Annotated in this window: 20 protein-coding genes; 11 read left to right on the top strand and 9 right to left on the bottom strand. The window is 72.0% G+C overall.

Annotation, left to right across the window (positions count from 1 at the left end):
* Nucleotides 1-60 precede the first annotated feature (60 nt).
* The 5 genes from WME76_RS26590 (at nt 61) to WME76_RS26570 (ending at nt 6,515) form a co-directional block, all read left to right on the top strand.
* Nucleotides 61-996 carry a GNAT family N-acetyltransferase gene (locus WME76_RS26590; protein ID WP_437955082.1) on the top strand — a complete coding sequence of 312 codons (936 nt, stop codon included), beginning with the start codon at nt 61-63 and terminating at the stop codon, nt 994-996.
* A 20-nt stretch (nt 997-1,016) separates the two neighbouring features.
* Entirely contained in the window at nt 1,017-1,802 is a 786-nt protein-coding gene (locus WME76_RS26585) for an aldo/keto reductase (protein WP_437955081.1), read from the top strand.
* On the top strand, nt 1,766-2,788 hold the full coding sequence (locus tag WME76_RS26580) for an NAD(P)-dependent oxidoreductase (RefSeq protein ID WP_437955080.1): 1,023 nt from the start codon (nt 1,766-1,768) through the stop codon (nt 2,786-2,788). Before WME76_RS26585 ends, WME76_RS26580 begins: the two co-directional genes overlap by 37 nt.
* A gap of 83 nt (nt 2,789-2,871) precedes the next feature.
* The gene (locus tag WME76_RS26575) at nt 2,872-4,140 is read left to right on the top strand and encodes an ATP-binding protein (protein ID WP_437955079.1); all 1,269 of its coding nucleotides are present in this window, start codon (nt 2,872-2,874) and stop codon (nt 4,138-4,140) included.
* Between the two features lie 11 nt (nt 4,141-4,151).
* Nucleotides 4,152-6,515 (top strand): AAA family ATPase, encoded by a 2,364-nt coding sequence (locus tag WME76_RS26570; protein ID WP_437955078.1) that lies wholly within the window; start codon nt 4,152-4,154, stop codon nt 6,513-6,515.
* A 394-nt stretch (nt 6,516-6,909) separates the two neighbouring features.
* On the opposite strand, the gene WME76_RS26565 is transcribed toward WME76_RS26570, so the two are convergent.
* Both WME76_RS26565 and WME76_RS26560 read right to left on the bottom strand, forming a co-directional pair.
* Complete coding sequence (locus WME76_RS26565) at nt 6,910-7,677, bottom strand: hypothetical protein (protein WP_437955077.1); 768 nt, start codon at nt 7,675-7,677, stop codon at nt 6,910-6,912.
* Between the two features lie 205 nt (nt 7,678-7,882).
* Nucleotides 7,883-9,208 carry an RNA polymerase sigma factor gene (locus WME76_RS26560; protein ID WP_437955076.1) on the bottom strand — a complete coding sequence of 442 codons (1,326 nt, stop codon included), beginning with the start codon at nt 9,206-9,208 and terminating at the stop codon, nt 7,883-7,885.
* A 234-nt stretch (nt 9,209-9,442) separates the two neighbouring features.
* Here WME76_RS26560 and WME76_RS26555 point away from each other — a divergent pair, with 234 nt between their 5' ends.
* From WME76_RS26555 to WME76_RS26545, 3 genes are read left to right on the top strand one after another with little or no spacing between them, the layout of a single operon-like run.
* Nucleotides 9,443-10,489, top strand: a complete 1,047-nt coding sequence (locus tag WME76_RS26555; protein WP_437955075.1) for a hypothetical protein — start codon at nt 9,443-9,445, stop codon at nt 10,487-10,489.
* A 33-nt stretch (nt 10,490-10,522) separates the two neighbouring features.
* Nucleotides 10,523-11,635, top strand: a complete 1,113-nt coding sequence (locus WME76_RS26550) for a hypothetical protein (RefSeq protein WP_437955074.1) — start codon at nt 10,523-10,525, stop codon at nt 11,633-11,635.
* Between the two features lie 7 nt (nt 11,636-11,642).
* Nucleotides 11,643-12,212, top strand: a complete 570-nt coding sequence (locus tag WME76_RS26545; protein WP_437955073.1) for an RNase H family protein — start codon at nt 11,643-11,645, stop codon at nt 12,210-12,212.
* On the opposite strand, the gene WME76_RS26540 is transcribed toward WME76_RS26545, so the two are convergent.
* The 5 genes from WME76_RS26540 to WME76_RS26520 form a co-directional block, all read right to left on the bottom strand.
* Complete coding sequence (locus tag WME76_RS26540) at nt 12,209-12,502, bottom strand: hypothetical protein (protein WP_437955072.1); 294 nt, start codon at nt 12,500-12,502, stop codon at nt 12,209-12,211. The genes WME76_RS26545 and WME76_RS26540 overlap by 4 nt on opposite strands.
* 345 nt (nt 12,503-12,847) lie before the next feature.
* Complete coding sequence (locus WME76_RS26535; RefSeq protein ID WP_437955071.1) at nt 12,848-14,821, bottom strand: hypothetical protein; 1,974 nt, start codon at nt 14,819-14,821, stop codon at nt 12,848-12,850.
* Between the two features lie 185 nt (nt 14,822-15,006).
* Nucleotides 15,007-17,826: a cation-translocating P-type ATPase gene (locus WME76_RS26530; protein WP_437955070.1), complete on the bottom strand. Its 2,820-nt coding sequence runs from the start codon at nt 17,824-17,826 to the stop codon at nt 15,007-15,009.
* 13 nt (nt 17,827-17,839) lie between these two features.
* Nucleotides 17,840-18,673 (bottom strand): PspA/IM30 family protein, encoded by an 834-nt coding sequence (locus tag WME76_RS26525; protein ID WP_437955069.1) that lies wholly within the window; start codon nt 18,671-18,673, stop codon nt 17,840-17,842.
* 53 nt (nt 18,674-18,726) lie between these two features.
* Nucleotides 18,727-19,116, bottom strand: a complete 390-nt coding sequence (locus WME76_RS26520; protein ID WP_061607083.1) for a hypothetical protein — start codon at nt 19,114-19,116, stop codon at nt 18,727-18,729.
* Between the two features lie 281 nt (nt 19,117-19,397).
* Between WME76_RS26520 and WME76_RS26515 the strand changes: the two genes are divergently transcribed.
* Nucleotides 19,398-20,891, top strand: coding sequence for a protein kinase domain-containing protein (locus tag WME76_RS26515; protein WP_437955068.1), 1,494 nt, complete (start codon nt 19,398-19,400; stop codon nt 20,889-20,891).
* A 1-nt stretch (nt 20,892) separates the two neighbouring features.
* Nucleotides 20,893-22,290, top strand: coding sequence for a sigma 54-interacting transcriptional regulator (locus tag WME76_RS26510; RefSeq protein ID WP_437955067.1), 1,398 nt, complete (start codon nt 20,893-20,895; stop codon nt 22,288-22,290).
* 217 nt (nt 22,291-22,507) lie between these two features.
* On the opposite strand, the gene WME76_RS26505 is transcribed toward WME76_RS26510, so the two are convergent.
* Both WME76_RS26505 and WME76_RS26500 read right to left on the bottom strand, forming a co-directional pair.
* Complete coding sequence (locus WME76_RS26505; RefSeq protein ID WP_437955066.1) at nt 22,508-24,322, bottom strand: monovalent cation:proton antiporter-2 (CPA2) family protein; 1,815 nt, start codon at nt 24,320-24,322, stop codon at nt 22,508-22,510.
* Nucleotides 24,319-24,456 carry a hypothetical protein gene (locus tag WME76_RS26500; RefSeq protein WP_437955065.1) on the bottom strand — a complete coding sequence of 46 codons (138 nt, stop codon included), beginning with the start codon at nt 24,454-24,456 and terminating at the stop codon, nt 24,319-24,321. Before WME76_RS26500 ends, WME76_RS26505 begins: the two co-directional genes overlap by 4 nt.
* Here WME76_RS26500 and WME76_RS26495 point away from each other — a divergent pair.
* Nucleotides 24,455-25,861: a B12-binding domain-containing radical SAM protein gene (locus WME76_RS26495; protein ID WP_437955064.1), complete on the top strand. Its 1,407-nt coding sequence runs from the start codon at nt 24,455-24,457 to the stop codon at nt 25,859-25,861. The genes WME76_RS26500 and WME76_RS26495 overlap by 2 nt on opposite strands.
* Nucleotides 25,862-26,181 lie beyond the last annotated feature (320 nt).

Here is a 26,181-nt window from a genome sequence, read left to right as displayed (position 1 = left end):
TGCTCGCCCGTGGTACGGTCGCGCCCACGGCCGGTGGGGGACGACGACGCAGAGCGGCGCATGCGCGCGATCCACGCCGTGCTCGTCGCGGAGGGCGCGATCGAGCCGCTGGCGATGGACGACGCGGAGGCGCGCCTGTGGACCGATTGCGAGCTCGCGTCGCTCGTCGAGGGCCGCTTCTCCGAGCGCGTCGATCCGGCGGCGCGCGGCGCCGAGCTCCGCGCGGCGTGGGAGGCGAGGGCGACGCGCGACGGCGTGCAGCTCGGCGCGCCTCACGCGGGCGCGCGCTATGTGGTCCCGTACTGGCTCGCGCAGGAGGGCTGCCGGGTCGGGACGATCGCGCTGTCGACGGGCGGCCTCGGGGGAGCGCTGCTGGAGGTGTCGAGCCTCTACGTGCTGCCCGCCCACCGGGGGCGCGGCGTCGCGGGCGCCGCGCTCCGCCGCGCGGACGGCGTCGCGCGCGCCCACGGCGCGCCGGGCCTCTGCGTGCGGACCCCGTGGACGTGGCAGCGCGCGGTGCGGTTCTATCTCGGCCTGCGCATGTGGGTCGCCGGCTGGGCGCACGCGCTCGAGTTCACGTGGCGCCGCGGGCTGCCCGCGCACGACATCGAGATCGGCGACGGAGAGGCCACGTTCGGCGTCGTCGTCGACGGCCGGAGGGAGCACCTCATCCGCGCCTCGCGCGAGGGCGACCGGCTCGGATGGGTGGAGTCGCCCCGGATGGAGGCCTATCGCGTCGAGCGCTCCGACGTGGCGAGCCTCGGCCCCGGGACGTTCGCTGTCGCCCTGGCCACGCGCGGCTTCCCGCTCCTCCGCTCGCCCACGCGCTCGGAGGACCGCTGGCGAGCGCGCCACGGCCCCTCGTGCGCCGGCGAGCCCGAGGGCCTCGCGCGCGCGATCGAGCTCTTCGAGGCGGTCGAGCGCAGCTTCGGCTTCGACGTGCGCACCCCGCGCATCCCGGGCGTGCTCTACCGCGCGTACGATGACATCGACTGAGGTGGTGTAGGATCCGGCGCATGAACGACTGGCTCCACCGCGCGCCGACCGCGCTCCGCGGCAAACGCATCTTCCGGCTCGGCCTCGCGGCGAACTACGGCATCGACGAGGACGGCGTGCGCGCGGCGATGGATCGCGGCGTCAACCTCTTCCTCTGGACGATGCGGGCCGGCGGGCTCGGCAACCCGCTGCGCGAGGCGCTGAAGCAGCGCCGCGATGGCGTGTCGGTGGTCGGCTTCGCGCAGGCCGGCTGGTTCGGCTGGGGCGTGCGCAGGGGGGCGGAGAAGCTCCTGCGGGAGCTCGGGACCGATCACCTCGACGTGTACCTGCTCGGCTGGCTCGGCGTCGGGTCTGCGTGGACGAGCGCGACCGAGCGCGAGCTGGTCCACCTGCGCGAGAGCGGCAAGGTGCGCGCGCTCGGCGTGAGCATCCACGATCGCGCGCGGGCAGGCCGCCTCGCGGCGTCCTCGCCGCTCGACCTGCTCATGATCCGCTACAACGCCGCGCACCCCGGGGCGGAGCGGGACATCTTCCCGCACGTGCAGGGCGGCAAGCCGAGCGTCCTCGCCTACACGGCGACGGCGTGGCGGCGCCTCTTGAAGAAGCCGAAGGGCTGGGACGGACCGGCGATGACGGCGGGCGACTGCTATCGATTCCAGCTCTCGAATCCGCACGTGGATCTCGCGCTCACGGGGCCGAAGAGCCGCGCCGAGGTGGAGGCGAACCTCGACGCGCTCGCGAAGGGGCCGCTCACCGCGGACGAGGAGGCGTGGATGCGCGATTTCGGGCGGGCGGTGCACGGATGAGCGGGGCGCCGGTGGGCCGGGTGGTCGTCGCCTGCACCATCAGCTTTCCCGTGGAGGTGGAGCGCCTCCTCGCCGCGGGCGTCGCGCCGCACGAGTTCGTGAGGTCCGGCGCGCGCTCCGCGGAGAACCTCGCCGTGGTCGGGCGGGATCCGGCGGTGCAGGGCGCCGACGTTGTCTTCGGCCAGCCGCACCCGGACGACGTGTGCGCGGCCCGGCGCCTGCGCTGGGTGCACCTCAGCACGGCGGGCTACACCCGTTACGACGTGGAGGCCGTGCGCGCCGCGCTCGCCGCCCGCGGCGCGTTCCTCACGACGAGCAGCGCCGTCTACGCCGACCCCTGCGCGGAGCACGCCCTGGCGTTCCTGCTGGCCGCGTCGCGGCGGCTGCCCGAGTGCCTCGAGAACCAGCTCGGCGCGCGCGGCTGGCCCGACGCGCCGGTGCGGTCGCGGAGCGCGCTGCTCCGCGGCCGGCGGGTGCTCCTCCTCGGCTTCGGCGCCATCGGCCGCCGCCTCGCCGAGCTGCTCGCCCCGTTCGAGGTGGAGCTCTGCGTGCTGCGCGCCCGCCCGCGCGGGGACGAGCCTGGCCGCGTCGTCGGCCCGGAGGCGCTCGGCGACGCGTTCGCGTGGGCGGACCACGTGGTCTCGAGCCTGCCTGCGGCGGAGGGCACGCGCGGCCTGGTCTCGCGCGCGCTGCTCGCGCGGATGCGCCCGGACGCGTGGTTCTTCAACGTCGGCCGGGGCGTCACCGTCGACCAGGGCGCGCTGCTCGAGGCGCTCGAGGCGCGCCGGCTCGGGGGCGCGTACCTCGACGTGACGGACCCCGAGCCGCTGCCGCCGGAACACCCGCTCTGGCGCGCGCCCTCTTGTTACATCACGCCGCACTCGGCCGGCGGGCGGCGCGAGGAGCCGGTGGCGCAGGTCGAGCATTTCGTGGCGAACCTGCGGCGGTTCGAGCGGGGAGAGGCGCTCGTGGACCGGGTGATCTGAGGCGAGAACGCGCGCCGGACTGCGTGCGGCTCGCTGGCCAGCGAAACTGTTGCGAGCCGTGGGCAGCGGGGTAGGTTGAGCCCATGCAGGACAAGGCGAAGCTCGTCCGGGAGGTGGGCAACTGGGTGAGTGGCGACCGCTTCTGGAACCGGGAGCAGGAGCTGTGGGATCTGAAGGAGCTCCTGGACGAAGGGGCGAACGTCCTCATCGCTGCGCCCCGGCGGGTGGGCAAGACCAGCGTGATGCGGAAGCTCCACGAGGAGCTCGAGCGCGGGAGCTACCGGTGCTTATTCCTCGACCTGCAGAGGTCCCAGAGCGGCGAGGACGCGATCGTCGAGCTCGGCGTCGCCACGCGACCTCACCAGACGCTCTGGGACAGGGCTAAGGAGCTCCTGAGGGACAAGGCCGAGCGGATCGATTCGCTCGGCCTCGAGGAGTTCAAGCTCACGTTTCGCGAGCATTTGAAACAGGACTGGCAGGCCAAGGGCGAGCGCCTCTTCGACGCGCTCGCCGGCGCCGACAAACATGTCGTCGTCTTCATGGACGAGCTACCGATCCTCGTGAACCGTCTGCTCAAGGGGGACGAATACACGATCACGCCCGAGCGCAGGAAGCTCACGGACGAGTTCCTGTCGTTCCTGCGCGCGCAGACCATCAAGCATCAATCGAAGGTCCGGCTGGTCGTCGCTGGCTCGATCGGGCTGGAGCCGGTGCTGCGCCAGGCCGGCCTGAGCGCCACGATCAACACGTTCACCCCGTTCGAGCTGCGCCCGTGGGATCACGACACGGCCACGGGGTGCCTGGAGGCGCTGGCGAACAACTACAGCGTGGTGCTGCTCGAAGGCGCGGCCCGGCGGATGGTGGAGAAGCTCGGCTCGTGCATTCCCCATCACGTTCAGATGTTCTTCAACCACGTCTACAACGACACGAAGCGCCGGGCCCAGCAGGAGGTGTCGCTCGAGGACGTGGAGCGCGTCTACAAGCACAGCATGCTCAGCACGCGCGGGCACGCGGAGCTGAGCCACATGGAGGAGCGGCTGAAGCTGGTGCTCGGCGACAGGGATCTGCCGCTCACCCTCGACCTGCTCACAGAGGCGGCGGTGGTCGGGGTGCTGACGCCGGGGGCGTCGATGACGCTGGCGAGGGACAGTGCGGCGATCGCGGAGCCGGGGCCATCGGTAGAAAAGCCCCAGGACGTGCTGCGGCGGGTGATGGAAGTTCTGAAGCACGACGGGTACCTCGTCGACAACGACGCCGGCGCGTTCGTCTTCGCGTCGCTCCTGCTACGCGACTGGTGGAAGGGGAGGTTCGCGTCCCAGTTCACCCCGGCCGCAACGCGAGGCGCTCCATGAACGCGCCGCTAATGAAGCACAACCCGGCGTTCCTCACGCCGGAGCAGCTTCGATCGTCGTTCGTCGTGCGGCGGCGCGATCTCGACATCGTGCTCCAGTACATCCGCGACAGCACGGGGCCAGCGAACCAGCACGTGCTCGTGCTCGGGTCGCGCGGCATGGGCAAGACGACGCTGGTGCGCATGGTCGCCGACACGGTGGCGCGGGATCCAGAGCTCGGCGCGCGCTGGTACCCGCTGGTGTTCGGCGAGGAGAGCTACACGGTCACGTCGATCGGCGAGTTCTGGCTCGAAGCGATCATGCATCTCGCCGATCAGACGGGGGACGCCCGCTGGCAGGCGCTCCACGACGAACTCCGGGCCGAGCGGGACGACGACCGGCTGTGCGCGCGGGCGCTCGCGCGGCTGGTCGGGTTCGCCGAGGAGCAAGGCAAGCGCATACTGCTGATCGTCGAGAACCTGCACATGCTGCTTGACGAGCAGATGTCGAAGCAGGATGCCTGGTCGCTTCGGCACACCTTGCAGAACGAGCCGCGCATTTTGCTGCTGGCCACGGCGACGTCCCGGTTCGGCGCCATCGTCGACCAGGAACAGGCGCTCTACGAGATGTTCGCGACCTACGCGCTGGAGCCGCTCGATCTGGCCGAGTGCCGTGCGCTCTGGGAGGCGGTGGGCGGCGTCGAGGCCGACGAGCGGCGGGTGCGGCCGATGCAGATCCTGACAGGGGGCAACCCGCGGCTCCTCGGGATCCTGGCGTCGTTCGCAGCGAAGACGTCGCTGCGTCACCTCATGGAGAACCTGACGCAGCTCGTCGACGACAACACGGATTACTTCAAGAGCCACCTCGAGAGCCTGCCGGCGACGGAGCGCAAGGTCTACGTGATGCTCGCGGACCTCTGGGCCCCGGCAACGGCGCGGGAAGTAGCGGAGGCGGCGCGGATGGAGGTCAACCAGGCGAGCGCGCTGCTGCACCGGCTGGTAGGCCGGGGGGCCGTGGTCGAGGAGGGGCAGGGGCGTAGGGTCAGGTACCGGCTGAGCGAGCGGCTGTACAACATCTATCACTTGCTCCGGCGGCGCGGGGCGGGCGCCGCGCGCGTGCGGGCAGTCGTGGATTTCATGGTTCACCTCTATGAGGGGGATGACCTCGTGGGGCTGCTCGGGCGAATCGCGGAGGAGGCGAAGGGGCTCGGGCCGGAGGAGCGGAGGGATCACTTCGATGTCATGGAGGGGATCACGCGTCGTGTACGCGATCCCCAGCTGCGGCTCGAGCTCATCCGATCGCTGGTCTTCCGGGTCGGTGTCTTGAGCTGGCCGGATGTCAGCGCATCCCTCAAAGCGACGCTCGAGCAGATGATGATCACAGAGAGCGCGCGCATCATGAAGGAGACGAATCTTCTTGAATCAGCGCAGCTGCTTGCGAAGTCCGAGCGCTATGCGGAAGCTGGGGCGGAGCTCGAACGCCTGGCTGAGGCCCAGGCCAGTAGAAGAGCGGAGTGGTCTCGTTCTGCTGTGACAGCGACGTATGCATACATGAAAGCCGCGCGGCCACACGACGCGGAGCGTTGTGCGAGAAGATGGCTCTCCGTCAGGCCCAAGGATCCAGAGCTTGCCGGGCGGCTTGCGGTGGCCCTAGAGCAGTTGAACCCGCAAGACCTAGAGCGGCTCCAAGGCGAGTACGAGCACGCTGCGGCCGCTGGAGAGCGCTGGGCGTGGGTGGCAGTCGCTGCTGTGCGGCTGTTGCAGAAGAACCCGAACGGGGTTGTACAGGCGTTCAACGAGGCGAGGCGCCGGCGTGTCATGAACCCGTTTCTGTCGGCGATGGCCTGGCTCAGCACAATAACAGCTCAGTCTGAGGTCGACAGCGTAACGTGGCAGCGCGAGCATCAGAGGGAGCTGAAGCCGGCTTCCCCCTGGGCTGGACGAATACTCGCGTCATCGGACGAGCCGCCAGTTCAGATCGAGGGCGCCCTGTTGCTCGGCGCCATGGCCGGACTCTGGGACGAGGCATTCCCATTGGTTGAGCAAATCCTCTCCTCGGAGGAGGACACACATAAAGTCGCAGATAGTCTGAGGGTTTTTCTCATGGAGGCCGCCGCCGCAGGGCAGGTCGACCGAGTGCTGGCCCTCCTCGAAGCATCCCCGGTCAAGCTCACGTTCGAACCGCTCCTCGTCGCCTTCCGGCAGATCGCTGGGCAATCCGTTCACGCCCCTCCCGAAGTGCGGGAGATCATCTCCGACCTCATCCGGCTCATCGACCAGCGGCGTAAGGAGAGAGAAAAGGAAAGCTCCGAAACGGCGCCCACCTCGCCCAAACATCGTAATGCCAGAACGAAGCTGCAGCGTGCCGGCAAAGCTCGCGCTACGACGGAGAGCTGAGCTGGAAGCAGCCTGTCCGGCGCCTCCAGCGCGCAGGTCATCATCTATTGAGGTGGAGCCGTCCGCCAGGATACGGTCGGTGCGTTCGTGCTCTCCTCGACCCTGGTGACCTCATTGGACGCGCCGCCGGCGCGGTGGTGAACCCTCCTCCGCGTTGAAAACGTCTTCTCCGTCCCGCGTCGCCCGTCTCAAGGCTTGCAACGCCCTACTCGGCCGCCCAGCCGGCAGTTCCAAGCCTTGCAACGGCTCCCGCGGCCGTCCAGCCGGCCGCTTCAAGCCTTGATCCGCCCCGCTGGCCCCCCGAGTCGGCCGTCTCAAGCCTTGAAACGGCCGACTCGGTCCCCGACTCGCCCGCTGCAACGCTTGCATCAAGCCTTGCAGCGGGCCCGCCGCCTCACGCGTCCGGCGCGGCCTCCGGCTGGCCCGCCGGCGCGGCCGTCGGCGGGGCGGCCGGCACCGCTGTCGGCGTCGCCGGCGCGGGCGGCTGGCCAGGCGGCAGCGCGTCGCTCACGCCGCTCGCGCGGTGCACCTCGGCGAGGTCGTCGAAGATGAGCGGCAGGAGCTCGGGCTTCCCGAGGTGGGCGAGCAGCCCGCGCACGAGGCTCTTGTTGGCGTTGTAGACGGCCAGCCACGCCTCGCGCGCCGTCGATACCTCGGGGCCGAGCTCGATCCGCTCGACGCGCGAGGCGCGCTGCTGCCGCTCGACGATCCCGAGCTTCTCGTGTGCCTCCCTGAGCTCGGCCAGCCACAGGTCGGCACCCCGGACCTTCTCGCGTTGCCTCTCGAGCTCGTCGGCGATGTGTCCGACAGCGGCGGTGAGCTTCGTGATCCGCCGGCGCGCGAGGACGCTCGGCGCCTCGCCGCGGAAGAACACCTTGGGATCGACCGGCCTCCCTTTGAGGGAGTCGAGGTACGAGGCGAACCGCACGATGACGTCCCGGGCCTCCTCGAGCACCGCGTTGCTGTCGAGCTCCGGGGCCGGCTTGGGCTGGCGATCGAGCACGCCCGCGATCGCCTGATCGGCCATGAGCTGCTTGCCGATCGCGAACTCGATCATGCCGTCGAGGGCGGAGAGCTTGCCCATCAGGACAGTGGCCATCTGCTCGCGCGCGAACTTCCCGTAAATCTTCGTCTCGAAAGGATCGATGTAGGGGTCTGCCACAGGCGCCTCCTTGGGTTGAGCAAAACGGGCCGATGTTGCCAGGGCCCAGGCGGCCGTAGCAATGCCTGGCAACATCGTCAGGGCCGGATGGCACGAATCGGGCGCCCTGCAGGCCTGAGCAGCCCATTCGCTCCTCCATCGCTGCTGAGCGCTTCCTGCCTCCTTGTTCCTCCTTGTTGCGCCATCGCGCTCCGCGCTGCGCCGCTCACCGCGATCGTGGCGGAATGCGGGCTACCGGCCCGGGTCGGTGTCCACCGAGGTCGGCGTCCGCTCGCATCCGTCGCAGGAGATCCTCGCGGTCTCCTGCGTAGGCGCCTTGCGGGAAGGCGCGCTGGTGCCGCTCGAGCAGGCGCCGCGCATCGACGGTTCGACCGGCGGCGAGCGTCGCGATGGCCTGCCGCATCAGCCGCTGCTCGGGCGTCGATCGGGCGCCGTCGCCCCGAGGCCGCGCGGACGGAGGCCGCGCGATCGCCTGGTCATGGATCGCGGTCTGGAGGGCACGCGTCATGGCGCCGGCGCCCAGCGGCTTCGAGGGCGCCTCCGGGCTCGGGGGGACGGCACTGCCGTGCTGGGCCGGCCACGCGGGCGCCGGCGTCGCGGCGTGTGGAAGACGCAGCGCGACCGCGTGGGCGCTCGGCAACGGGAGCTCGCCGCCCCCGGCCGGGGCGAGCAGGAAGAGCGCGCCCGCCACCGCGCCCGCCACCGCGCCGGCCGCGGTGCGGGCCGCCCATCGTCCAGCGGCCAGCGCGGCCAGCGTCGCCGCTGGCGCCACCGGCCACGTGCGCCGCGAGCTCGCCGTGCGGCGGGCCTCCCCGCGAGGCGGCGAGCGCCGGAGAGCGCGGTGAGCCCGGTCGAGCAGCCGCCGCACCCGATCGGGATGCCGCAGCGGACCTCGACGGACGGGCCCCGAGGAAGCGCGCGCCTGGCCCGCGCCGAACGCGACGGCGAGCGGCGCGAGCAGCGCACCGCGGCCGCGGTTCCGCGCCCGCCAGCGCCGCGCGGCGTCGCCGAGGCTCAGCCGCGCGAGCCGGAGGTGGTTCCACACGGTGTTGCGCGGGAGCGCGCGCTCCTCGGCGATGTCCTGGACCGCCGCCTCCTCCAGATCGTGCGCCACCAGGATCTCGCGGCGCGCCGGAGGGACCGAGAGGAGCAGCTCCGCGAGGATCTCGCTCCGCTGCGCCTCGATGAGCCGTGTCTCGGAGTCCGGCGCATCGCTGGAGAGCTCGTCCAGCGCCTCCTCGGGCCACAGCGCCTCGTGCCGGCGATGGGCGCGCTTGCGCTCGTGGGAGATCAGGTTGAACGCGATCCGCAGGAGCCACGTGCGCACCGTGGCGCGGCGGGGATCGAACCGGGGCAGCGACCGCGCGGCGCCGTGGAAGATCTCCTGGACAAGGTCGTCCCGATCCGCGCCATGAAAGCCCTGCCGCTCCACGTACCGGCGAACGGCCTCCTGGTGCTCGGCCATGATCGCCTCCAGGGTGAACGGTGTTCCCTCGGCGGCGTCGTCGATCGTGCGCGATGGTTTCCCCATACAAGTCCAGTTACCTGGCACGCCAGTTCGACATTTGAAAAAGGTCGCGCCGGTTCGAGCCGAACCAGGCTCGTTGTGATCGCGTGCGCGCGCCCTCTGGATCAGGCCGTGTCGGAAACGGCGTAGCATTCCGGAACGCCGTCAAAATTGCCTGGCGAATGCGTCAATTTCGTCGCTCCCTCGGGGCCAAGGCGGCTTGACCGCATCGGACCTGCCACGTAGGGTGCCGTGGAGATGGGCTCCACGGGCCGGTTGCTCCTCGCGGTGGCCGCCGCATCGGTCGTGTGGAGTCTCGCGGTGGTGTCTGCCGGCGAAGAGTCCCCTGCTGGATCGTCCGGAGCGGCCGTGGCGCGCTCCGCCAAGGCGGACGAGGCGTTCGCGCGGGGCGAGAGGGCGCGGCGCGCCGGGCGGTGGGCGGAAGCCGAGGCGTCGTATCGCGCGGCGTGGCAGGCGGATCCACGGCCGGAGCTCGCGGGGGAGCTCGGGCTGTGCGAGCTCGCGCTCGGGCGGTTCCGGGATGCGGCGGAGCACCTGAGGGAGTCGCTGCTGTACCTGGAGACGCTCGAACCGGCGGCGCGACGGCGCTTCTCCGAGGGGTTGACGCGGGCGGAGCGCGAGGTCTCGTCCGCGACCGTCGCGGTGAGCCGGCCCGAGGCCGAGGTGTTCATCGACGGCCGGTGGATCGGCCGCGGGCAGGCCATGTACTTCGTTTACCTCGATCCGGGCCGGCACGAGGCGCGCGCCAGGCTCGACGGGTATGTCGACGAAGTCTATCCGTTCGAGGCGCAGCGGGGCCGGGAGTCGATGATCGGCCTTCACCTGGAGCCCAGGCCCGCGCCGCCGGCTGCGGCGCCGGTCGCGCCGGTGCGGGCCGCTGCTGCGCCCGCACCGGCGCGTGGCCCGGAGGCGGGCACGGTGTTCCGCGTCGGCGGGCTCGCGCTGGCGGCAGTGGGGGTCGCGCTGGGCGCGGGCCTCATGATCGAGGCGTCGGCGCGCGGCGATGAGGCGTCGGCGCTGACGGCGGAGATCCGCAGTCGCGGCGGTCCGGCGGCATGCCTGTACCACGAGCATGCAGCGGCGTGCGGGGGGCTGGGCGACAAGCACCGCGAGCGCGATACGCTGGAGGCCGCTGCCTGGGCGAGCTTGGCGAGCGCCGGCGTCGTCGGTGCGGTCGCGCTCTCGTCGTTCTGGTGGGCCCCGGCGCCGGGCACGCGTGCCGTGCGCGCGGTGCCGCTCGCGACCGCGCAGGGCGGGGGCGTCCTCGTCATCGGCGCCTGGTAGGCTGCGAGGGAGACCGGTGAGGAGGGGGGGATCATGAGAGGCGTGCAGGGATTGCTGTCGGGGCTCTTGCTCCTCGGCGCGGGCGGCCTGGCGGCGGCGGGCGGATGCGGCGGCGGCGGGGAGCACGGCTGCGCGGAGGATCTCGTCTGCGAGATCGTCAACGACGACGGCACGAGCAACGGGCACTGCTGGGGCCGGTGCGTGCCCGAGCCGCCCGAGGGATTGCCCGCGCCGGAGCTCGTCTGGACGGGGGCCGAGCCGCTGGCGCCGTCGTGCGACGATCTCGTCTGGACTGTCCCCGGGACGGCGGGCGAGGTGGTGCAGCTCGCCTCCGAGCCCGCCGCGTTCCGGGGGCGGACGCTGCCCAGCGAGGTCCACGCGTGTCCTGTGTGCGCGTGCACCTCGCCGTCCTGCGCGCTGCCGTCCGACGTGACAGCGAGCTCGCTGTACATGTGCAGCGAGGGGTCCGAGGAGACCCGGACGCCCTTCGCGCCCCCGGCAGGATGGGACGGCGCGTGCGTGTCGCCGGGCTGGGTGGGGCCGGAGCAGCTCGGCTCGCTCGCGATCGGTCCGACCCGCGAGCAGCCGTGCGCGCCGGTGGTCGAGGAGGCGCCGGTGCCCCGCGATGCGCCTGCGGTCGAGGTCGCTGTCGCGTGCCGAGGGAGGCTGGTCCACGACCTGTGCGCGCAACCCCGCCAGCTCTGCATGCTCTACCAGCAGCAGGACCACCTGCCCGACGGGTGGCGGCACTGCCGCCGCTTGCCGGGCGACGATGTCCCGTGCGAGGCGCCCGCGGCGCCGGGGAGCCCCTGGCCGACGTACTCGGAGAAGCTGGGGGTGTTCTACGCCGAGGTGAACGACACGCGCGACTGCACGCCGTGTACCTGCAAGGCGGTCGAGGAGGGCCGGTGCGAGGCGTTCGTGTCGGCGTACGAGGACCGCGCGTGCAGCGACACGCTCGTCGGAATCAGCGTCCCTGAGGCAGGAAGCTGCGTGGACCCAGCGCCGGGTTTCACGCTCGGGAGCCTGAGCGCGACGTGGCTCGTCAACGAGCCCGGGCGCTGCACGCCGGAGGGCGGCGTGAACGTGGGCGAGCTCAAGGGCGAGAAGGCGGAGACGATCTGCTGCTTGCCAGGCGAACGATGAGCGGGAGATGCCGGGACGACTGCTCACCTCACCCGCATCACCCGCATCGAGGTTCTGGGTCACGTGCTACACCGATGCCTCGTTCGGTCCTTCCGGCGCAGGCTGGGCTGTGTGGGCCCGCTGCGTGGAAGGGCGCGTCGTCCGTCGTGGGGCCTGCCCGGGATACGTGAAGAGCTCGCTGGAGGCCGAGCTGGCGGCCATCTTCGCCGGCCTCTTCGTCGCATGCCGGACCTGGGGAGCGCGGATCCGCGGCGTCGTCGTGCGCACGGACTGCCAGGCGGCGATTCACCTCCTGACGACCGACGCCGTGAGGCCACGCACGCAGAATCGGTGGCCAGGCGCGATGCGCCTCCGGGCGAAGATCCTGGCCCTCGTCAAGGAGCGCGGCATCGGCCTCGATCTACGGTGGGTCATGGGCCATCAGGCGAGCAACTGCGTCCAGGCCTACCTGAACCGCGCCTGCGACAAGCTCGCCGCGGTGGCGCGCAGCGGCGCCTGTGAACCCCCTGGCGCCCGGCGCCGGCGGCGGCAGCGGCGTCGTGGCGCTCCGGTCGGCGGGGCGCGGGGCCTGACCTAGAGCGAGCGGCCGATCCGGGCGCGGATCTGCGCCCGGATATCCTCTGGAAGTGAGCGCAGGTAATCGCCGGGCAGCAGCCGCAATGCGTCGTCGGGCATGAGGAGAGTCCGCTGCTCGGGGGTGAGCCCCGCGAGCCGCTGCTCGGGGGTGAGCCCCGCGAGCCGCTGCTCGGGCGGCAGCGCCGCGAGCAGCTCCTCCACCGGCAGCGCTGGCAGCAACGCCTCGATCGGCACCTTCGTCAGCACCGTCCGTAACACCTCGTCGAAGCCTTCCAGCTCGCGCATCGCCATCGCGATCTCCTCTGCAGCGACCTGCTCGGCCAGCCACCGGCGGTCCGGGTGGAGCCCATGGCGCCCCTGTACTCCATGGCTCCGGCGCAGGACAAGAGAACACGAGCTCGCGAGGAGCCTTCCAAGGTCCCTGTCTGATCGCATTACGAAGATAGGTGATCTTTCGTCATGCTTTCTTCAGGAGCAGGCGAGTCGTATCGATACCCCTCGGCCACCCGCGCGACCAGCGCGTCCAGCACGCGCTCTGCTACCCCGCGGGGATCACCGTGAGATCCCCGCGCCCGAGGACGCCCTCGTGAACGCGGCCCTCCCGGCGCTGACGCGCACGGGCCGCCCCCTGCTCGCCTACTTCGCGAAGGTCGACCCGTTCCAGACGTACCGCACCGGCTGCGCTCCCCCCCACGGCAGGAGCAGCGGCTCGAAGCCGCCGACAGGCCCCTTGTCCTGGTTGAAGGGATACGTCTGCTCCGTCCATTCGGTGGCCCGCCCGGGGGCGAGCTCGATCCCCACCTTGTCGCCCACGCGCACGAACCTGAGCTCGCCGGCGATCTTCTTGTCGCCGATGCTGCGCGCGACCTCGGCCGCGAAGACGCGCTGGATGCTCTCGCCCTCGATCCGGAGGATGAGCACCACGTCGCGGTCCACCGTCCCGCCGCCCGCCTCCTTGGGCGCGGCAGCGCGGACCGTTCCGTGGACGATGATCTCCGCCTTGCCGTCGCCCGTGAGATCGCGCGCGCTCACCGAGCGGATGTCGGCCGGGGACGCGAACTGCGCGAGCGTCATGAACGCGTACCCCGCGCCGCCCCGGAACCCCTTGCCGAACACCACGATGTCGCGGTCGTGCAGGAGCACTCGCTCGGGCTCGCGGCCCGCGGCCACGTCGGCGCCCAGATCGAACCGCGGCTTGCTCGACGACGCGCTGCGGTCGCGCCGGTAGAGCGCGTACACCTTGTCGAGCATCTCGGCCGGCGAGAGCGCGGGCTTCGCCGCGGCCCGCGGCTCCTCGGCCCTCGCCGGTCGCGGGCCGTCCGCGCGCGCCCCCGCGACCGCCGCCTGCCGCTCCTCGCTGGCCTTCGTGAACGCGCTCCCGGTCAGCTTGTAGAGCTGCGACTTGATCGACCCCCACGGCAGGAGCAGCGGGTCGTACGTCGTCTCCACCCCCTCCGCGTAGTTGCTCGCGTCGTACCGCGTCGCCTTGCCCGGCTGCACGCGGATCGCCATCCGGGCGCCGTCGGGGACGAAGTCGACCTCGTTGACGATCGAGCCCTTGTCGGTCGAGATCGCGACCTCGTGCTGGAAGATCGGCCGCGGCGTGTCGCCGGCGCCGAACTGCAGCACATGCAGCACCTCGCGGTATTTGGCGCCGGTGCCGGAGCGCTTCCTCAGGATGAGCTCGGCCTGGCCGTCGCCCGTGAGGTCGCGCGCCGTGAGCGACGGGAGCATCCCCCCGCCGGCGTCGACCCCGAGGTCCTCGAAGTAGTACTGCGCGCCCTTCCGGAACCCGGGGCCGAGGACGACGAGGAAGCGATCGTGGACGAGCACCCGCTCGCGCATCGCGTCCCCGGCGACGTCGACGACGAGGTCGTACTTCGGGGGGCCGTGGAGGCCCTTGCTCTTGAGGAGGCCGTCGGCGAGCGCGAGCTCCGGCTCGGTCGAGAGCGGCGAGAGCGACCCGTACGCCTCCGATGTGGCGCTGCCGACGACCGCATCGACCCCCCCGCCGCCGTCCGCGTCGTGGACGAAGAGCCCGGCCCGCAGCCCGACCCGGGTCGTCGCCGCCTCGGGGAACGCCGACCACGGGATGCTCGCCTCCAGCGTGTACCCGCCGCCCCGGGGCGCCTCGACCACCCTGGCCCCGGCCGCCGCCTTGCCGCCCGGGAGCTTCACGACCCCGGCGGTCTTGCCCGGCTGGCCCGGGTAGAGCGAGACCTCCTGGACCTTCCCGCCCGGGAAGCCGAGGACGAGCTTCACGTGGTCCGCGCCGCCGCGCAGCGCGTCGTCGGTCACGTCGGCCGCCACGTAGACCCGCGCGTCGTCGTAGGCGATGGCCGCCTGCGCCGCGAGGTCGGCCTTGCTCGGCTTGCCCTTCACCCGGATGCCGAGCGAGGTGAGCGCCACCGGCCACTCCTTCGGGACCCCGTCGAGCTTGAGCCACTTCGACTCGACCAGCGGCGCCGCGAGCGGCGTCCCGGCGGCGAGGGCGGGGGAGGGCGCGGCGGCCGTCGTCAGCGCGGCCAGCGCGACCGGCACGAGCGCGGCGAAGCGGGGACCGAGGGCAGGAGCCCCCGGCGCACGGAGGGTGGGTGTTCGGCGTCTCATGAGCTCGGGTTTGGACGCCTCTCCGCGCCCGCTTGTTCTTACCACGAGCACTTTGTTTCCGGATCGTCCGGCGTGAGCGCGCCCGGGGCCGCCGCGGCGGGCCCGGACGGCGCCCCACGGCGGCCGGAGCGGCTACCCCGGCGCGGCGGAGGAGGGGGCCGGCGACGCCGGCCCACCTCGGCGGGTCAGCGGGGCTGGGCGGAGGTGGTGAGGCGGGCAGGGCCGCCGTCGGAGCGGATCCGGCGGTACACGAACTTCGCGATCTCGACGGCCGGCACGATCAGCGCCGACAGGACGAGCAGGAGCATCCACTCGTTCGACGACATCTCGTAGGTGCGGAAGACCGGGCGCAGCGCGGGCACGAGCAGCGCGATCAGGTGGATCGCCGCGCTCGCCGCGACCGCCAGGAGGAGCGGCAGGCTCACGAGCGGCTTCGACCCGAAGAGCGAGACCACCGGGCTCCGGCAGCTCCAGGCGTGGAAGAGCGGCGACAGCGCGAGCAGCGAGAAGGCGACGGCGCGCGTGCGGAGCAGCGCGTCCTCGGTCTGCTCGGACGTCGCGTAGAGCGCCACGGCCGCGAGCCCCATGAACGCGCCGACGTACAGGATGCCCAGGTAGTCGCGCTTCACGAGCAGGCCCTCGTCGCGCGGGCGCGGCGCCTCCTCCATGAGCTTCGGATCCGGCGGATCGATGCCGAGCGCGAGCGCCGGCAGGCCGTTCGTCACGAGGTTGATCCAGAGGATCATGAGCGGCGTCAGCGGGGGCCACTTGCCGAAGAACGAGACGACGAACACCGCCACGAGCAGGCCCATGTTCGACGAGAGCAGGAAGAAGATGAACTTCTGGATGTTGCGGTAGATGGCGCGCCCCTCGCGCACCGCCTCGACGATGGTCGCGAAGTTGTCGTCCGCCAGCACGAGGTCCGCCGCCTGCCGCGCCACGTCGGTGCCGCCGCGCCCCATCGCCACGCCGATGTGCGCCTCGCGGAGCGCGGGCGCGTCGTTCACGCCGTCGCCCGTCATCGCCACGATGTGGCCGTGCGCCTTGAACGCCCGCACCAGCCGGAGCTTCTGCTCCGCCGTCGTCCGGGCAAAGACGCGCAGGTGCATGATCCGCCGCGCGAGCTCCTCGTCGCTCATCGCCGCGAGCTCCGCGCCGCTGAGCGCCTCGTCGCCCTCGTCCCAGAGCCCGATCTCCTTCGCGATCGCCGTCGCCGTGAGCCGGTGGTCGCCGGTGATCATGACCGCGCGGATGCCGGCGCGGCGGCACTCGGCCACCGCCTCCTTCACCCCCTGCCGCGGCGGGTCCATCATCCCGACCAGGCCGAGGAACGTGAGCTCGCGCTCGACGTCGGCCTCGTCGCGGCTGACCCGCACGCGGCGGCAGATCGCGAGCACGCGCAGCGCGGACGCGCTCATGCGATCGGCCTCGGCGACGATGGCCTGCCGGTCCTCCTCGGTCAGCGCCCGCACGCCGCTGTCGGCGGCGAACTTCACGCAGAGCGGCAGGAGCACGTCGACGCTCCCCTTCACGTGCGCGATCTCGCGGCCGCGCTCGTCCCGCGTGATCACCGTCATCCGCTTGCGATCGCTGTCGAACGGCAGCTCGTGCACGAACGCGTGCGACGGCGCCACCGACTCGCGCGACTGGCCGCCCTTCGCGGCGAGCGTCAGCAGCGCCGCCTCGGTCGGATCGCCGACGATGCTCCAGCGGCCCGTCGCCTGGTCCTCGTTGAGCGACGCGTTGTTGCAGAGCGCGACCGTCGCGAGCAGGTAGCTGAGCGGCGCCGACCCGTCGGCGACCTCCGCGCCGCCCTCGTCGCGCAGCGCGCCGGCCGGGTCGTACCCCTCGCCGGTCACGGTGAAGTGGCGGCCGCCCGCGTAGACGTTCCGGACGGTCATCTCGTTCTGGGTGAGCGTGCCCGTCTTGTCCGACGCGATGATCGTCGCGGCGCCCAGCGTCTCGACCGCGGGCAGCTTGCGCACGATCGCCCCGCGCTTCGCCATGCGCTGCATCCCGAGCGCGAGCGTGATCGTCGTGATCGCCGGCAGCCCCTCGGGGATGGCGGCCACCGCGAGGCTCACGCCCTCGAGCAGCAGCTCGTGCCACGGCCGCCCGCCCCGGATGAACCCCCAGCCGAGCAGCACCGCGGACAGCGCCAGGCACACCCGCAGGATGATCGAGCCGAAGCGGTCGAGGCGCTCCTCGAGCGGCGTCTTCTGCTCACCGACCGAGCGGATCATCTCGCCGATGCGGCCGAGCTCGGTGTGCACGCCGGTCGCGGTCACCACCGCGCGCCCCTTGCCGCGCACGATGCTCGTGCCGGTGAAGACCATCGTGACCCGGTCCCCGAGCGGCGCGTCCTGCGCGACCGGGGAGAGGGCGTCCTTGCCCGCGGCCGCGCTCTCGCCGGTCAGCGCCGCCTCCTCGGTGGCGAAGCTGATCGTCTGCACGAGCCGCGCGTCGGCCGGGATCGCGTCGCCCGCCTCGAGCTCGAGGATGTCGCCGGGCGCGACGTCCTCGGCCGCGATGACCACGGTCTTGCCGCCGCGGCGCACGCGCGCGTTCGGCGCGCTGAGCTTCTGGAGGGCCTCCAGGGCCGCCTCGGCGCGCCGCTCCTGGTAGTACCCGAGGAACGCGTTCAGGATCACGATCAGCAGGATCGCGATCGCGTCGCCGAACCGGTGGAGGAAGCTCTCCGATTTGTCGGCGGTGAAGCCCACGACCACGGCGATCGTCGCCGCGGCGAGGAGCGTGAGCACGAGCGGGTTCGCGAACTGCTCGAGGATCCGGAGGAGCGCGCTCTTCTTCTTCGACTCGGGCAGGCGGTTCTTCCCGTGCTCCGCGAGGCGCTTCTGCGCCTCGGCGTCGGTGAGCCCGTCGGACGAGCTCACCCCGACGCGCTCGAGGAACGCGCCGAGCTCTTCGGCGTGCACGGGGATGGGGGCGGAGGGGGGAGCGGCGGTCGACTCGGTCCGGCGGAGCGCCGTGGCGGCTTGGCTCATGGGCGGGCGTGCTCTAGCGCTTCATCCTGGCTTGTTCACGTTGTTCTTCGGCCTCGAGCTCCGCGATGGCCGCCGCGAGCTCGTCCTGCTCGGCCTGGGGCATGCCGGTCGGCGCGCCGCCCGTCCCGGCGACGCGCACCTGCTGCGGCGCCGGCGCGGGCGGCGGCTCGGGCGGCAGCACCCCCATCTTCCGCTTCAGCGCGAGCAGCTCGTCGTCCGCGCCCGCGGTCGCCTCGAGCTGCCCGAACCGGTGCGCCAGCGTGTCGCCCGTGTACTGCTCGGCGATCTCCCCCGCGGCCTCGGCCTCGGCCTCGATCTGATCGATCTTGTTCGCCATCCGGTCGAACGTCTCGAAGGCGGAGGCGTTGTTGAGACCGCTCATGGTCTCCTGGATCGCCTTCTGCGCCTCGGCCCGCTTCTTCCGGGCGATGAGCACGTTCTTCTTGCGCTTCGCCTCCTCGATCTTGTTGTTCAGGAGGCGCAGCGCCGTCTTGAGCTGGTCGACCGCCTGCTTCTGCTTCTGCCACTGGTCCTTGTAGGTGGTGGCGAGCTGGTCGTGCTCCTTCTTGCGGTTCAGCGCCTCCTTGGCGAGCGCGTCGTCCCCGGCCTTGATCGCGAGCATGGCCCTGCGCTCCCACTCCGCGGCGTTGGCGGCCTCCTGCTCGGCCTGCTTGGCCAGCCGCTTCTCGTCGGCGATCGAGACGGCGACCTGCTTCTTCGCCTCGATCAGCTGGTTCGACATGTCGATGACGACCTGGTTCAGCATCTTCTCGGGGTCCTCCGAGCGGCTGATGAGGTCGTTCAGGTTCGACTTGATGAGGGTCGCAAGGCGCGCGAAAATTCCCATAGATCAGCTCCAACTCTCGGGTAGCGCAGGGGTCGAAGGCGCGGCGGGTCTACTCAGCTCAGCGCGAGATCGTGCAGCACCGGGACGTGGCGGGCGAGCGCGAGATCGATGTCGCTCAAGATCGCCTCGAGCTCGTTCATGTCGAGGTTCTCGAGCTCCAGCGCGGCCGACAGGACCACGGTGCCCGCCTCGATCCCGTACGACGCGTGCATCAGATCCGTCGCGTTGTACTCCAGCAAGCGGCGGAAGAGCTTGGTCTGGTGGGCGTCGTCCCCGGGCACGGGGCCGATCGTGACGCGCACCGCCACGATCGGCGGATCGATGCGGATCGCGATCGGCGGCGCGTCGGGCCCCCCCGAGACGAGGTAGGTACCGGCGTCGTTGTCGAACCGGCGATCGAGCTGCAGGAGGTAGGTTTCGACGTCCTCGGCTGTACGCGGCATGGCGCGGCGAGCCTACAGAATCATGCCGCTTCGGGCTAGTGCCGCGGCCCCCCAAGTTCCTCCCGGGATTCCGCGTCGTGACGCGGGCCACGGCCGCGCGCCCCGCTGCGCGCGCTGCAGCTCCCTCCGCGCGCTTTCGTGGGCCGCGCGGCGCTGCAGCTCCCTCCGCGCGGCCCGCGAAGGCGCGCGCGTGCGCCGCGGAGATCTCGGCTTTTGCCAGCGCTCTCGCTTTTTTCTCACCCGTTTCAGAATGACGGTGGTACGGTCCCGATCCAGGTTACGTGGCGATCCACCCGGGCGACATTGTTGCTGGCTACCGTGTCACCCGCCTGCTCGGGCGGGGCGGGATGGGCGAAGTCTGGGCCGCGACACGGGAATCGGACATGCAGCCGGTGGCCATCAAGGTCCTGCTCGCGCGCGCCGCGATGAAGCCGGACCTCGTGCGGCGCTTCGACCGGGAGGCGAAGATCGCCTCGGCCATCAAGAGCCCGTACGTCTGCCAGCTCCTCGAGGTCAACGAGACGGACGACGGCGCGCACCTCCTCGTGTTCGAGCAGCTCGACGGCGAGTCGCTGGCGGACCGGCTGAAGCGCGAGCAGTACCTGCCGTTCAGCGAGGTCGGGCCGATCATCGACGACGTGCTCCAGGGGCTCGTGGCCGCGCACGCCGCGGGCGTCGTCCACCGCGATCTCAAGCCGGGCAACATCTACCTGGAGCACCTCGGCCTGCCGGACCGGCGCGAGCGCGCGAAGATCCTCGACTTCGGCATCTCCAAGATCACGCGGCGCGAGAAGGAGGAGCCGACGCTCACCGCCTTCGACGCGACGCTCGGTTCGTTCGCGTACATGGCGCCGGAGCAGGTGCGGGGCGCGGCGCGGGCCGACGAGCGGGCCGACCTCTACGCGGTCGGCGCGGTGGCCTTCCGGGCCCTGTCCGGGCGGCTGCCGTTCGAGGGCGCGACGGCGGCGGTGCTCGTCGCGATGAAGCTCGACCGCGCGGCGCCCTCGCTCGCCGAGGCGACCGGCGAGAAGTGGCCGGTGGGCATCGAGCGCTTCCTCGAGCGGGCGCTCGATCGCCGGCGCGAGCGGCGCTTCAGCTCCGCGGAGGAGGCGCTCACGAGCTGGCGCGCCATCCAGCCGGCGAACATCACGCGCGCGGTGCGCCGCTCGCAGCGGAGCCGGCTCCCCTCCGAGCTGCCCGAGGCGCTCCTGGAGGACAACCCCACGGTGGTCGACGGCCCCCCGACGATGACCGAGAACGGCGGCTTCCCCGACGCCGGCCAGAGCGCGCCGCCCCCGCCGCCGCCGAGCAGGACGGGCGGCGTGACCCCGACGCCGCTCAGCAGGACGAGCGCGCCGCCCCCGCCGCCGCTCAGCAGGACGAGCGCGCCGCCCCCGCCGCCGCCGAGCAGGACGAGCGCCACGCCGCCGCCGCCGAGCAGGACAGGCGTCACGCCGCCGCCGCCGAGCAGGACGGGCGTCGCGCCGCCGCCGCCGCCGAGCAGGGCGGGCGTCGCGCCGCCGCCGCCGCCGAGCAGGGCGGGCGTCGCGCCGCCGCCGCCGCCGAGCAGGGCGGGCGTCGCGCCGCCGCCGCCGCCGAGCAGGGCGGGCGTCGCGCCGCCGCCGCCGCCGCCGCCGAGCAGGGCGGGCGTCGCGCCGCCGCCGCCGCCGAGCAGGGCGGGCGTCGCGCCGCCGCCGCCGCCGAGCAGGACGGGCGGCGCAGAGATCCCCCGGCCGGAGGGCCCTCCTTCGCGCCGCAAGACAGAGAGGCAGTGAGTTGCTCGACGCAACGGTAGGCACGAAGAACAGGGTCGAGGTGCGCGGCGGGCGCATCCGCCCGACGAAGTCGTCGGCCGCGCGGGGCGGCGGATGGCTCGAGATCGGCACCGACCCCGTGATCGTGGGCCGCAACGCGGCCTGCCAGCTCGTCCTCGACGACGCCAAGGTGAGCGCGGTGCACGCCGAGTTCGTCGCCACCGAGCAGGGCGTGCGCGTGCGCGACCTCGACAGCAGGAACGGCACCTTCGTCGGCGGCGTGCGGGTCGGCGACATCTACCTGCTCACCACCACGAAGCTCCGGCTCGGCGAGACGGAGATCCAGTTCGAGCCGCTGCGCCCCGAGCGCATCACGGTCTCGGCGATCCCGTCGTTCGGCCCGCTCGTGGCGAGCAGCGCCGGGATGCGCGCCATCTTCGAGCGCCTCTCCAAGATGGCGCCGACCGACCTCACGGTGCTCATCACGGGCGAGACCGGCACGGGCAAGGAGCTCGTCGCCCAGGCGCTGCACCTCGCGAGCACCCGCTCGAAGAAGCCGTTCGTCGTCGTCGACTGCGGCTCGATCCCGCCGACCCTGGCCGAGGCGACGCTGTTCGGCCACGAGCGCGGCGCGTTCACGGGCGCCGTCGACAAGCGCCTCTCGCCGTTCCTCGAGGCGGACGGCGGGACGATCTTCCTCGACGAGCTCGGCGAGCTGCCGCTCGAGGTCCAGCCGAAGCTCCTCCGCGCGCTCGCCGAGCGCCGCATCAAGAGCGTCGGCGGATCGAGCTACCGCGAGGTCGACGTGCGCGTGCTGGCGGCGACGCGCCGCGATCTCGTGCGGGCCGTCAACGCCGGCAACTTCCGGAGCGACCTCTACTTCCGCGTCGCGCAGATCAAGATCGAGCTGCCGGCGCTCCGGCAGCGCGTCGAGGACATCCCGGTGCTCGTCCGCCGGATGCTGAAGGATCTCGGCGACGAGAGCGCGTACGAGCGCGTCTCGAACAGCACGCTCGAGCGGCTGATGCGGCACGACTGGCCCGGCAACGTCCGCGAGCTCCGGAACGCGGTCGCCGTCGCGTTCGCGCTGGCGGCCGAGGGCGAGGAGATCGACATCGCCGCGCACCTCGGCGCGCTCACCGAGACGCCGGTGCACGGCAACTCGTCGCCGTCGATCCACCCGGCCGGCGGCGGCGGCGGCGGGAGCTTCAACGGGTCGTTCGCGTCGCTGAAGGGCCGGCAGTTCCAGGAGGCGAAGCGCGACGTGCTCGCGCGGTTCGAGCGCGACTACTTCGCCGCCCTCTCCGAGGACGCGAAGGGCAACGTGAGCGAGATGGCGCGGCGCGCGGGCATGGAGCGGGCGCACGTGCGGGCTTACCTCCGCCGCCACGGCATCGGCGCGAAGCAAGAGCCGGAGTAGTCGGCGCGCGCCCGCGCCGCGCCCGCGCGGCGGGCTCGGCCGCGGCGCGGGGCTCGCGTGGGCGGTGGAGCACGGCGCGGCCGGGCACCTCGCCGGCGGCACGCGCCGCGCCCCCCGCGATCGCGGCGACGGCTTGTGCATGAGACTTGGTAAACAGTACTAACTTTTCGTCGCGTGCGTTAGTAAATAGTACTGACTTAGTCCTCGCTCCGCCCGATCACACGGCCGCGGCCTTGTCGTCGCCGGACGGCGCGCTCGCGTCCGTCTCGAACAGGCTCTCCAGCTCCAGCGCCGTCTGCTTCGCGGTCTGGATGAGCTTGGCCTCGTCGTTGTGGACCGCGTGCCCGCGGAGGAGCGCCTGCTCGTCGTGGGCCCTGAACCGCTCGACGGTCGCGCGGGCGTCGGGCGCCCGCATCCCGAGCCCCTCGAGCACGCGCTCGGCCATCTCGAGCGACGACAGGAACGTCTCCCGCTCCAGCACCTTCACGCCGATGTCCATGAGCTGGTACGCGTGCTGGCGGTTCCGGGCGCGCGCGTAGATCTCGAGGTCCGGGAAGTGCCGCTTCACCACCTCCGCCGTCTTCACGGAGGACGCGACGTCGTCGATCGCCAGCACGAAGATCTTCGCCTTGTCGGCGCGCGCCGCGCGGAGCAGGTCGAGCCGGGAGGCGTCGCCGTAGTAGATCTTGTTGCCGTACTGGCGGACGAAGTCGACCTGGGCCGCGCTCGCCTCGAGCGCGGTGAACGGGATCTTCCTCGTGCGGAGGACGCGGGAGACGATCTGCCCGAAGCGGCCGTAGCCGGCGATGATGACCCGGGGGTCGCTGTCCTCGATCGCGTCGAACTCCCGGGCCGGGCCGGTCCGCTGCCATCGCCGGACGAGCGCGTCGCCGACCGCGACGACCAGCGGCGTGAGCGCCATCGACAGGGTCACCACGACGACAAGGAGCTCGGAGAGGGGCCGGTCCAGGATGCCCTGCGCGGCGGCGAGCCCGAAGAGGACGAACGCGAACTCGCCCCCCTGCGGGAGCGCGAGCGAAAGGTCGCGCGCGGAGGCCGCGCCGTGCCCGCTCGCCCTGCCCAGGCCGAACAGGACGGCGGCCTTGAGCGCCATCATGCCGACGACGAGCCCGAGGACGAGCGCCGGCCGGTCGGCGAGGAGGCCGATGTTCGCCGACATGCCGACCGCGATGAAGAAGAGCCCCATGAGCAGGCCCTTGAACGGCTCGATGTCCGCCTCGAGCTCGTGGCGGTACTCCGAGTCGGCGAGCAGCACGCCCGCCATGAAGGCGCCGAGCGACATGGAGAGGCCCACGTGGACCATGAGCAGCGCGGAGCCGAGGACGACGAGCAGCGCCGCGGCGGTGAAGATCTCGTGGGCGTGCGCGGCGGCGATGGCCCGGAAGGCGGGCCGCACGAGGTAACGGCCGCCGGCGACGACGGCGAGCACCACGGCGACCGCCGTGAGCGACGAGGCGAGGGAGCCTCCTTCCGCCGGGGCCCCGCCCCCCGCGGCCGCGGCCCCCGACCCGAGCAGCGGCAGCACCGCGAGCAGCGGGATGACGGCGAGGTCCTGGAACAGCAGGATGGCGAACGCGGAGCGGCCGTGCTGCGCCTGCATCTGGCCCTTCTCGGCCAGGATCTGCAGCACGAACGCCGTGGACGAGAGCGAGAGCCCGACGCCGGCGATGGCCGCCGCGTCGAGGCGCAGGCCGAGCGCGACCCCGATCCCCGTGATCAGCGCGCCCGTGACCGCGACCTGCGCGCCGCCGAGGCCGAACACGGCGCGGCGCAGCACCCACAGCCGGGACGGCTGGAGCTCCAGGCCGATGAGGAAGAGGAGCAGCACGACGCCGAGCTCCGAGAAGTGGAGGATCGCCTCGACGTTGGTGATGAGCCGCAGCCCCCAGGGCCCGATGAGCCCGCCCGCGACCAGGTAGCCGAGCACCGCGCCGAGCCCGATCCGCTTGAAGAGCGGCACGGCGACGACGGCCGCGCCGAGGAAGATGGCGGCGTCAGACAGCAAGCTCATGCGTCGTGGGACTCCTTCGGGCTCCGCTCCGGGAGCGCGGGCAACGTGCGCTGGCGGCCGAGGCCGGAGCGCCCCGCGCGGCGCGCCTGGGCAGTAGGGGCCGGCGCGGCGCCGTGATAAGCACGATCTGCCATGCAGATCGAGCTCATCGCCACGGCAAGCGAAGATTCCGCCTACCTGCCCCGGGTGGGGCTCGGCACGCTCGCGGCGCTCACGCCCCCGGAGGACGAGGTCATCTACACCGATGACGTCGTGCAGCCCTTCGATCTCCAGCGCGACGTGAAGGACGTCGACCTCGTCGGCATCAGCGTCGACAGCAAGACCGCGCGCCGGAGCTACGATATCGCCGCCGCGTACCGCAGGCGCGGCGTGAAGGTGGTCCTCGGGGGCATCCACCCCACCGCGTGCCCGGACGAGGCGATGCAGCACGCGGACGCCGTCGTGGTCGGCGAGGCCGAGGACGCGTGGCCCGCCCTGCTCGCCGACGTGAAGCGCGGCGAGCTCAAGCCGATCTACCGCCCCGAGCTGCCGAACCTCGCGGGCAGGCCCGCCCCGCGGCGCGATCTGTTCACGTCGAAGAAATACATCCCGTTCCAGGTCGTGCAGACCATGCGCGGCTGCCCCTATCCGTGCGAGTTCTGCAGCGTATCGACGGCCAACGGCACCACGATGCGGTTCCGCCCGACCGAGGAGGTGCTGAGCGAGCTCAGGTCGCTCGGCAAGCTCATCATGTTCGCGGACGACAACGTGATGATCCACCGGGCCTACTCGAAGGAGCTGTTCACCCGGATGATACCGCTCAAGAAGCACTGGATAGGCCAGTGCTCGCTCGCCGCGGTCAAGCGCCTCGAGAACGTGAAGCTCATGGCCGAGAGCGGGTGCAAGGCGCTCTTCATCGGCTTCGAGAGCATCGACGACGAGACGGTCAAGTTCACCGGCAAGCGGCAGAACCGGCCCTCCCAGTACAAGGAGACGATGGCGATGCTCCACGATCACGGCATCTCCGTGTGGGGGAGCTTCGTCTTCGGCTTCGACACGGACGATCCCGAGGTGTTCGATCGCACCGTGGAGTTCGGCATCGACATGAAGCTGACGATGGCGCTGTACGCCATCCTGACCCCGTATCCGGCGACGCAGCTCTACCGCCGCCTCAAGGCCGAGGGGCGCCTCACCGACGAGCGCTGGTGGCTGCGCCGCGATCACGACGCCGGCTCACCCTACTTCGTGCCCAAGCAGATGTCCCGGGAGCGCCTCCGGGAGGGGTGGGTGTCCGCGTGGACGAAATTCTACTCGCCCACGTCGATATGGCGCAGGTTCACCCTGACACGGCAATCGAGCTGGATTCAGCTCGCCGGGTTCTTCCCGCTCAACTTCATGCAGCACACGCTCGCGCACCGCAAGATCGCGGGCGGCGAGCAGCGCTTCCGGTCCGGCGTGCACATCGAGGAGACGGCCTCTTCGCCCGCGGCGCAGCCGCAGGCAGAGCAGCCCCAGCCGGTGAAGGCCGGCGGCGGAAGGCACCTGCCGATCATCGGTTGACGCGCCCGCCGCCGGGGCGCGCGGCGGCCCTGCGCAGAGGCCGACCTTCGCGCCGCGGCCCGGCGCGCCGGTGCCCCGCCGGCCCGCCGTGACGCGGTGTCCTGCCGCGCCGCTCCTCACCCCTCGGCGCCGCGCGTCGTCGGCTGCACGGAGCCGACGCGCAGCAGCGTGGGCCCGTCGATCGCGCCCGGATCCAGGGCAGCGCCCCGACGCGGGAGGCGCGATCTCCCGCCGCTACAGCAACGCTGTCGCTGGGTGAGTTTGCTACACTCGCATGAGCTCCTGGAACACCGGGGGTGTCGGGCGGGGGGTGAGCCCGT

This window comes from Sorangium sp. So ce119, assembly GCF_051524405.1.
GTDB lineage: Bacteria > Myxococcota_A > Polyangia > Polyangiales > Polyangiaceae > Sorangium > Sorangium cellulosum_G.
The sequence above is the reverse complement of the archived record's forward strand: the minus strand, read 5'-3'. Positions and strand labels throughout refer to the sequence as shown.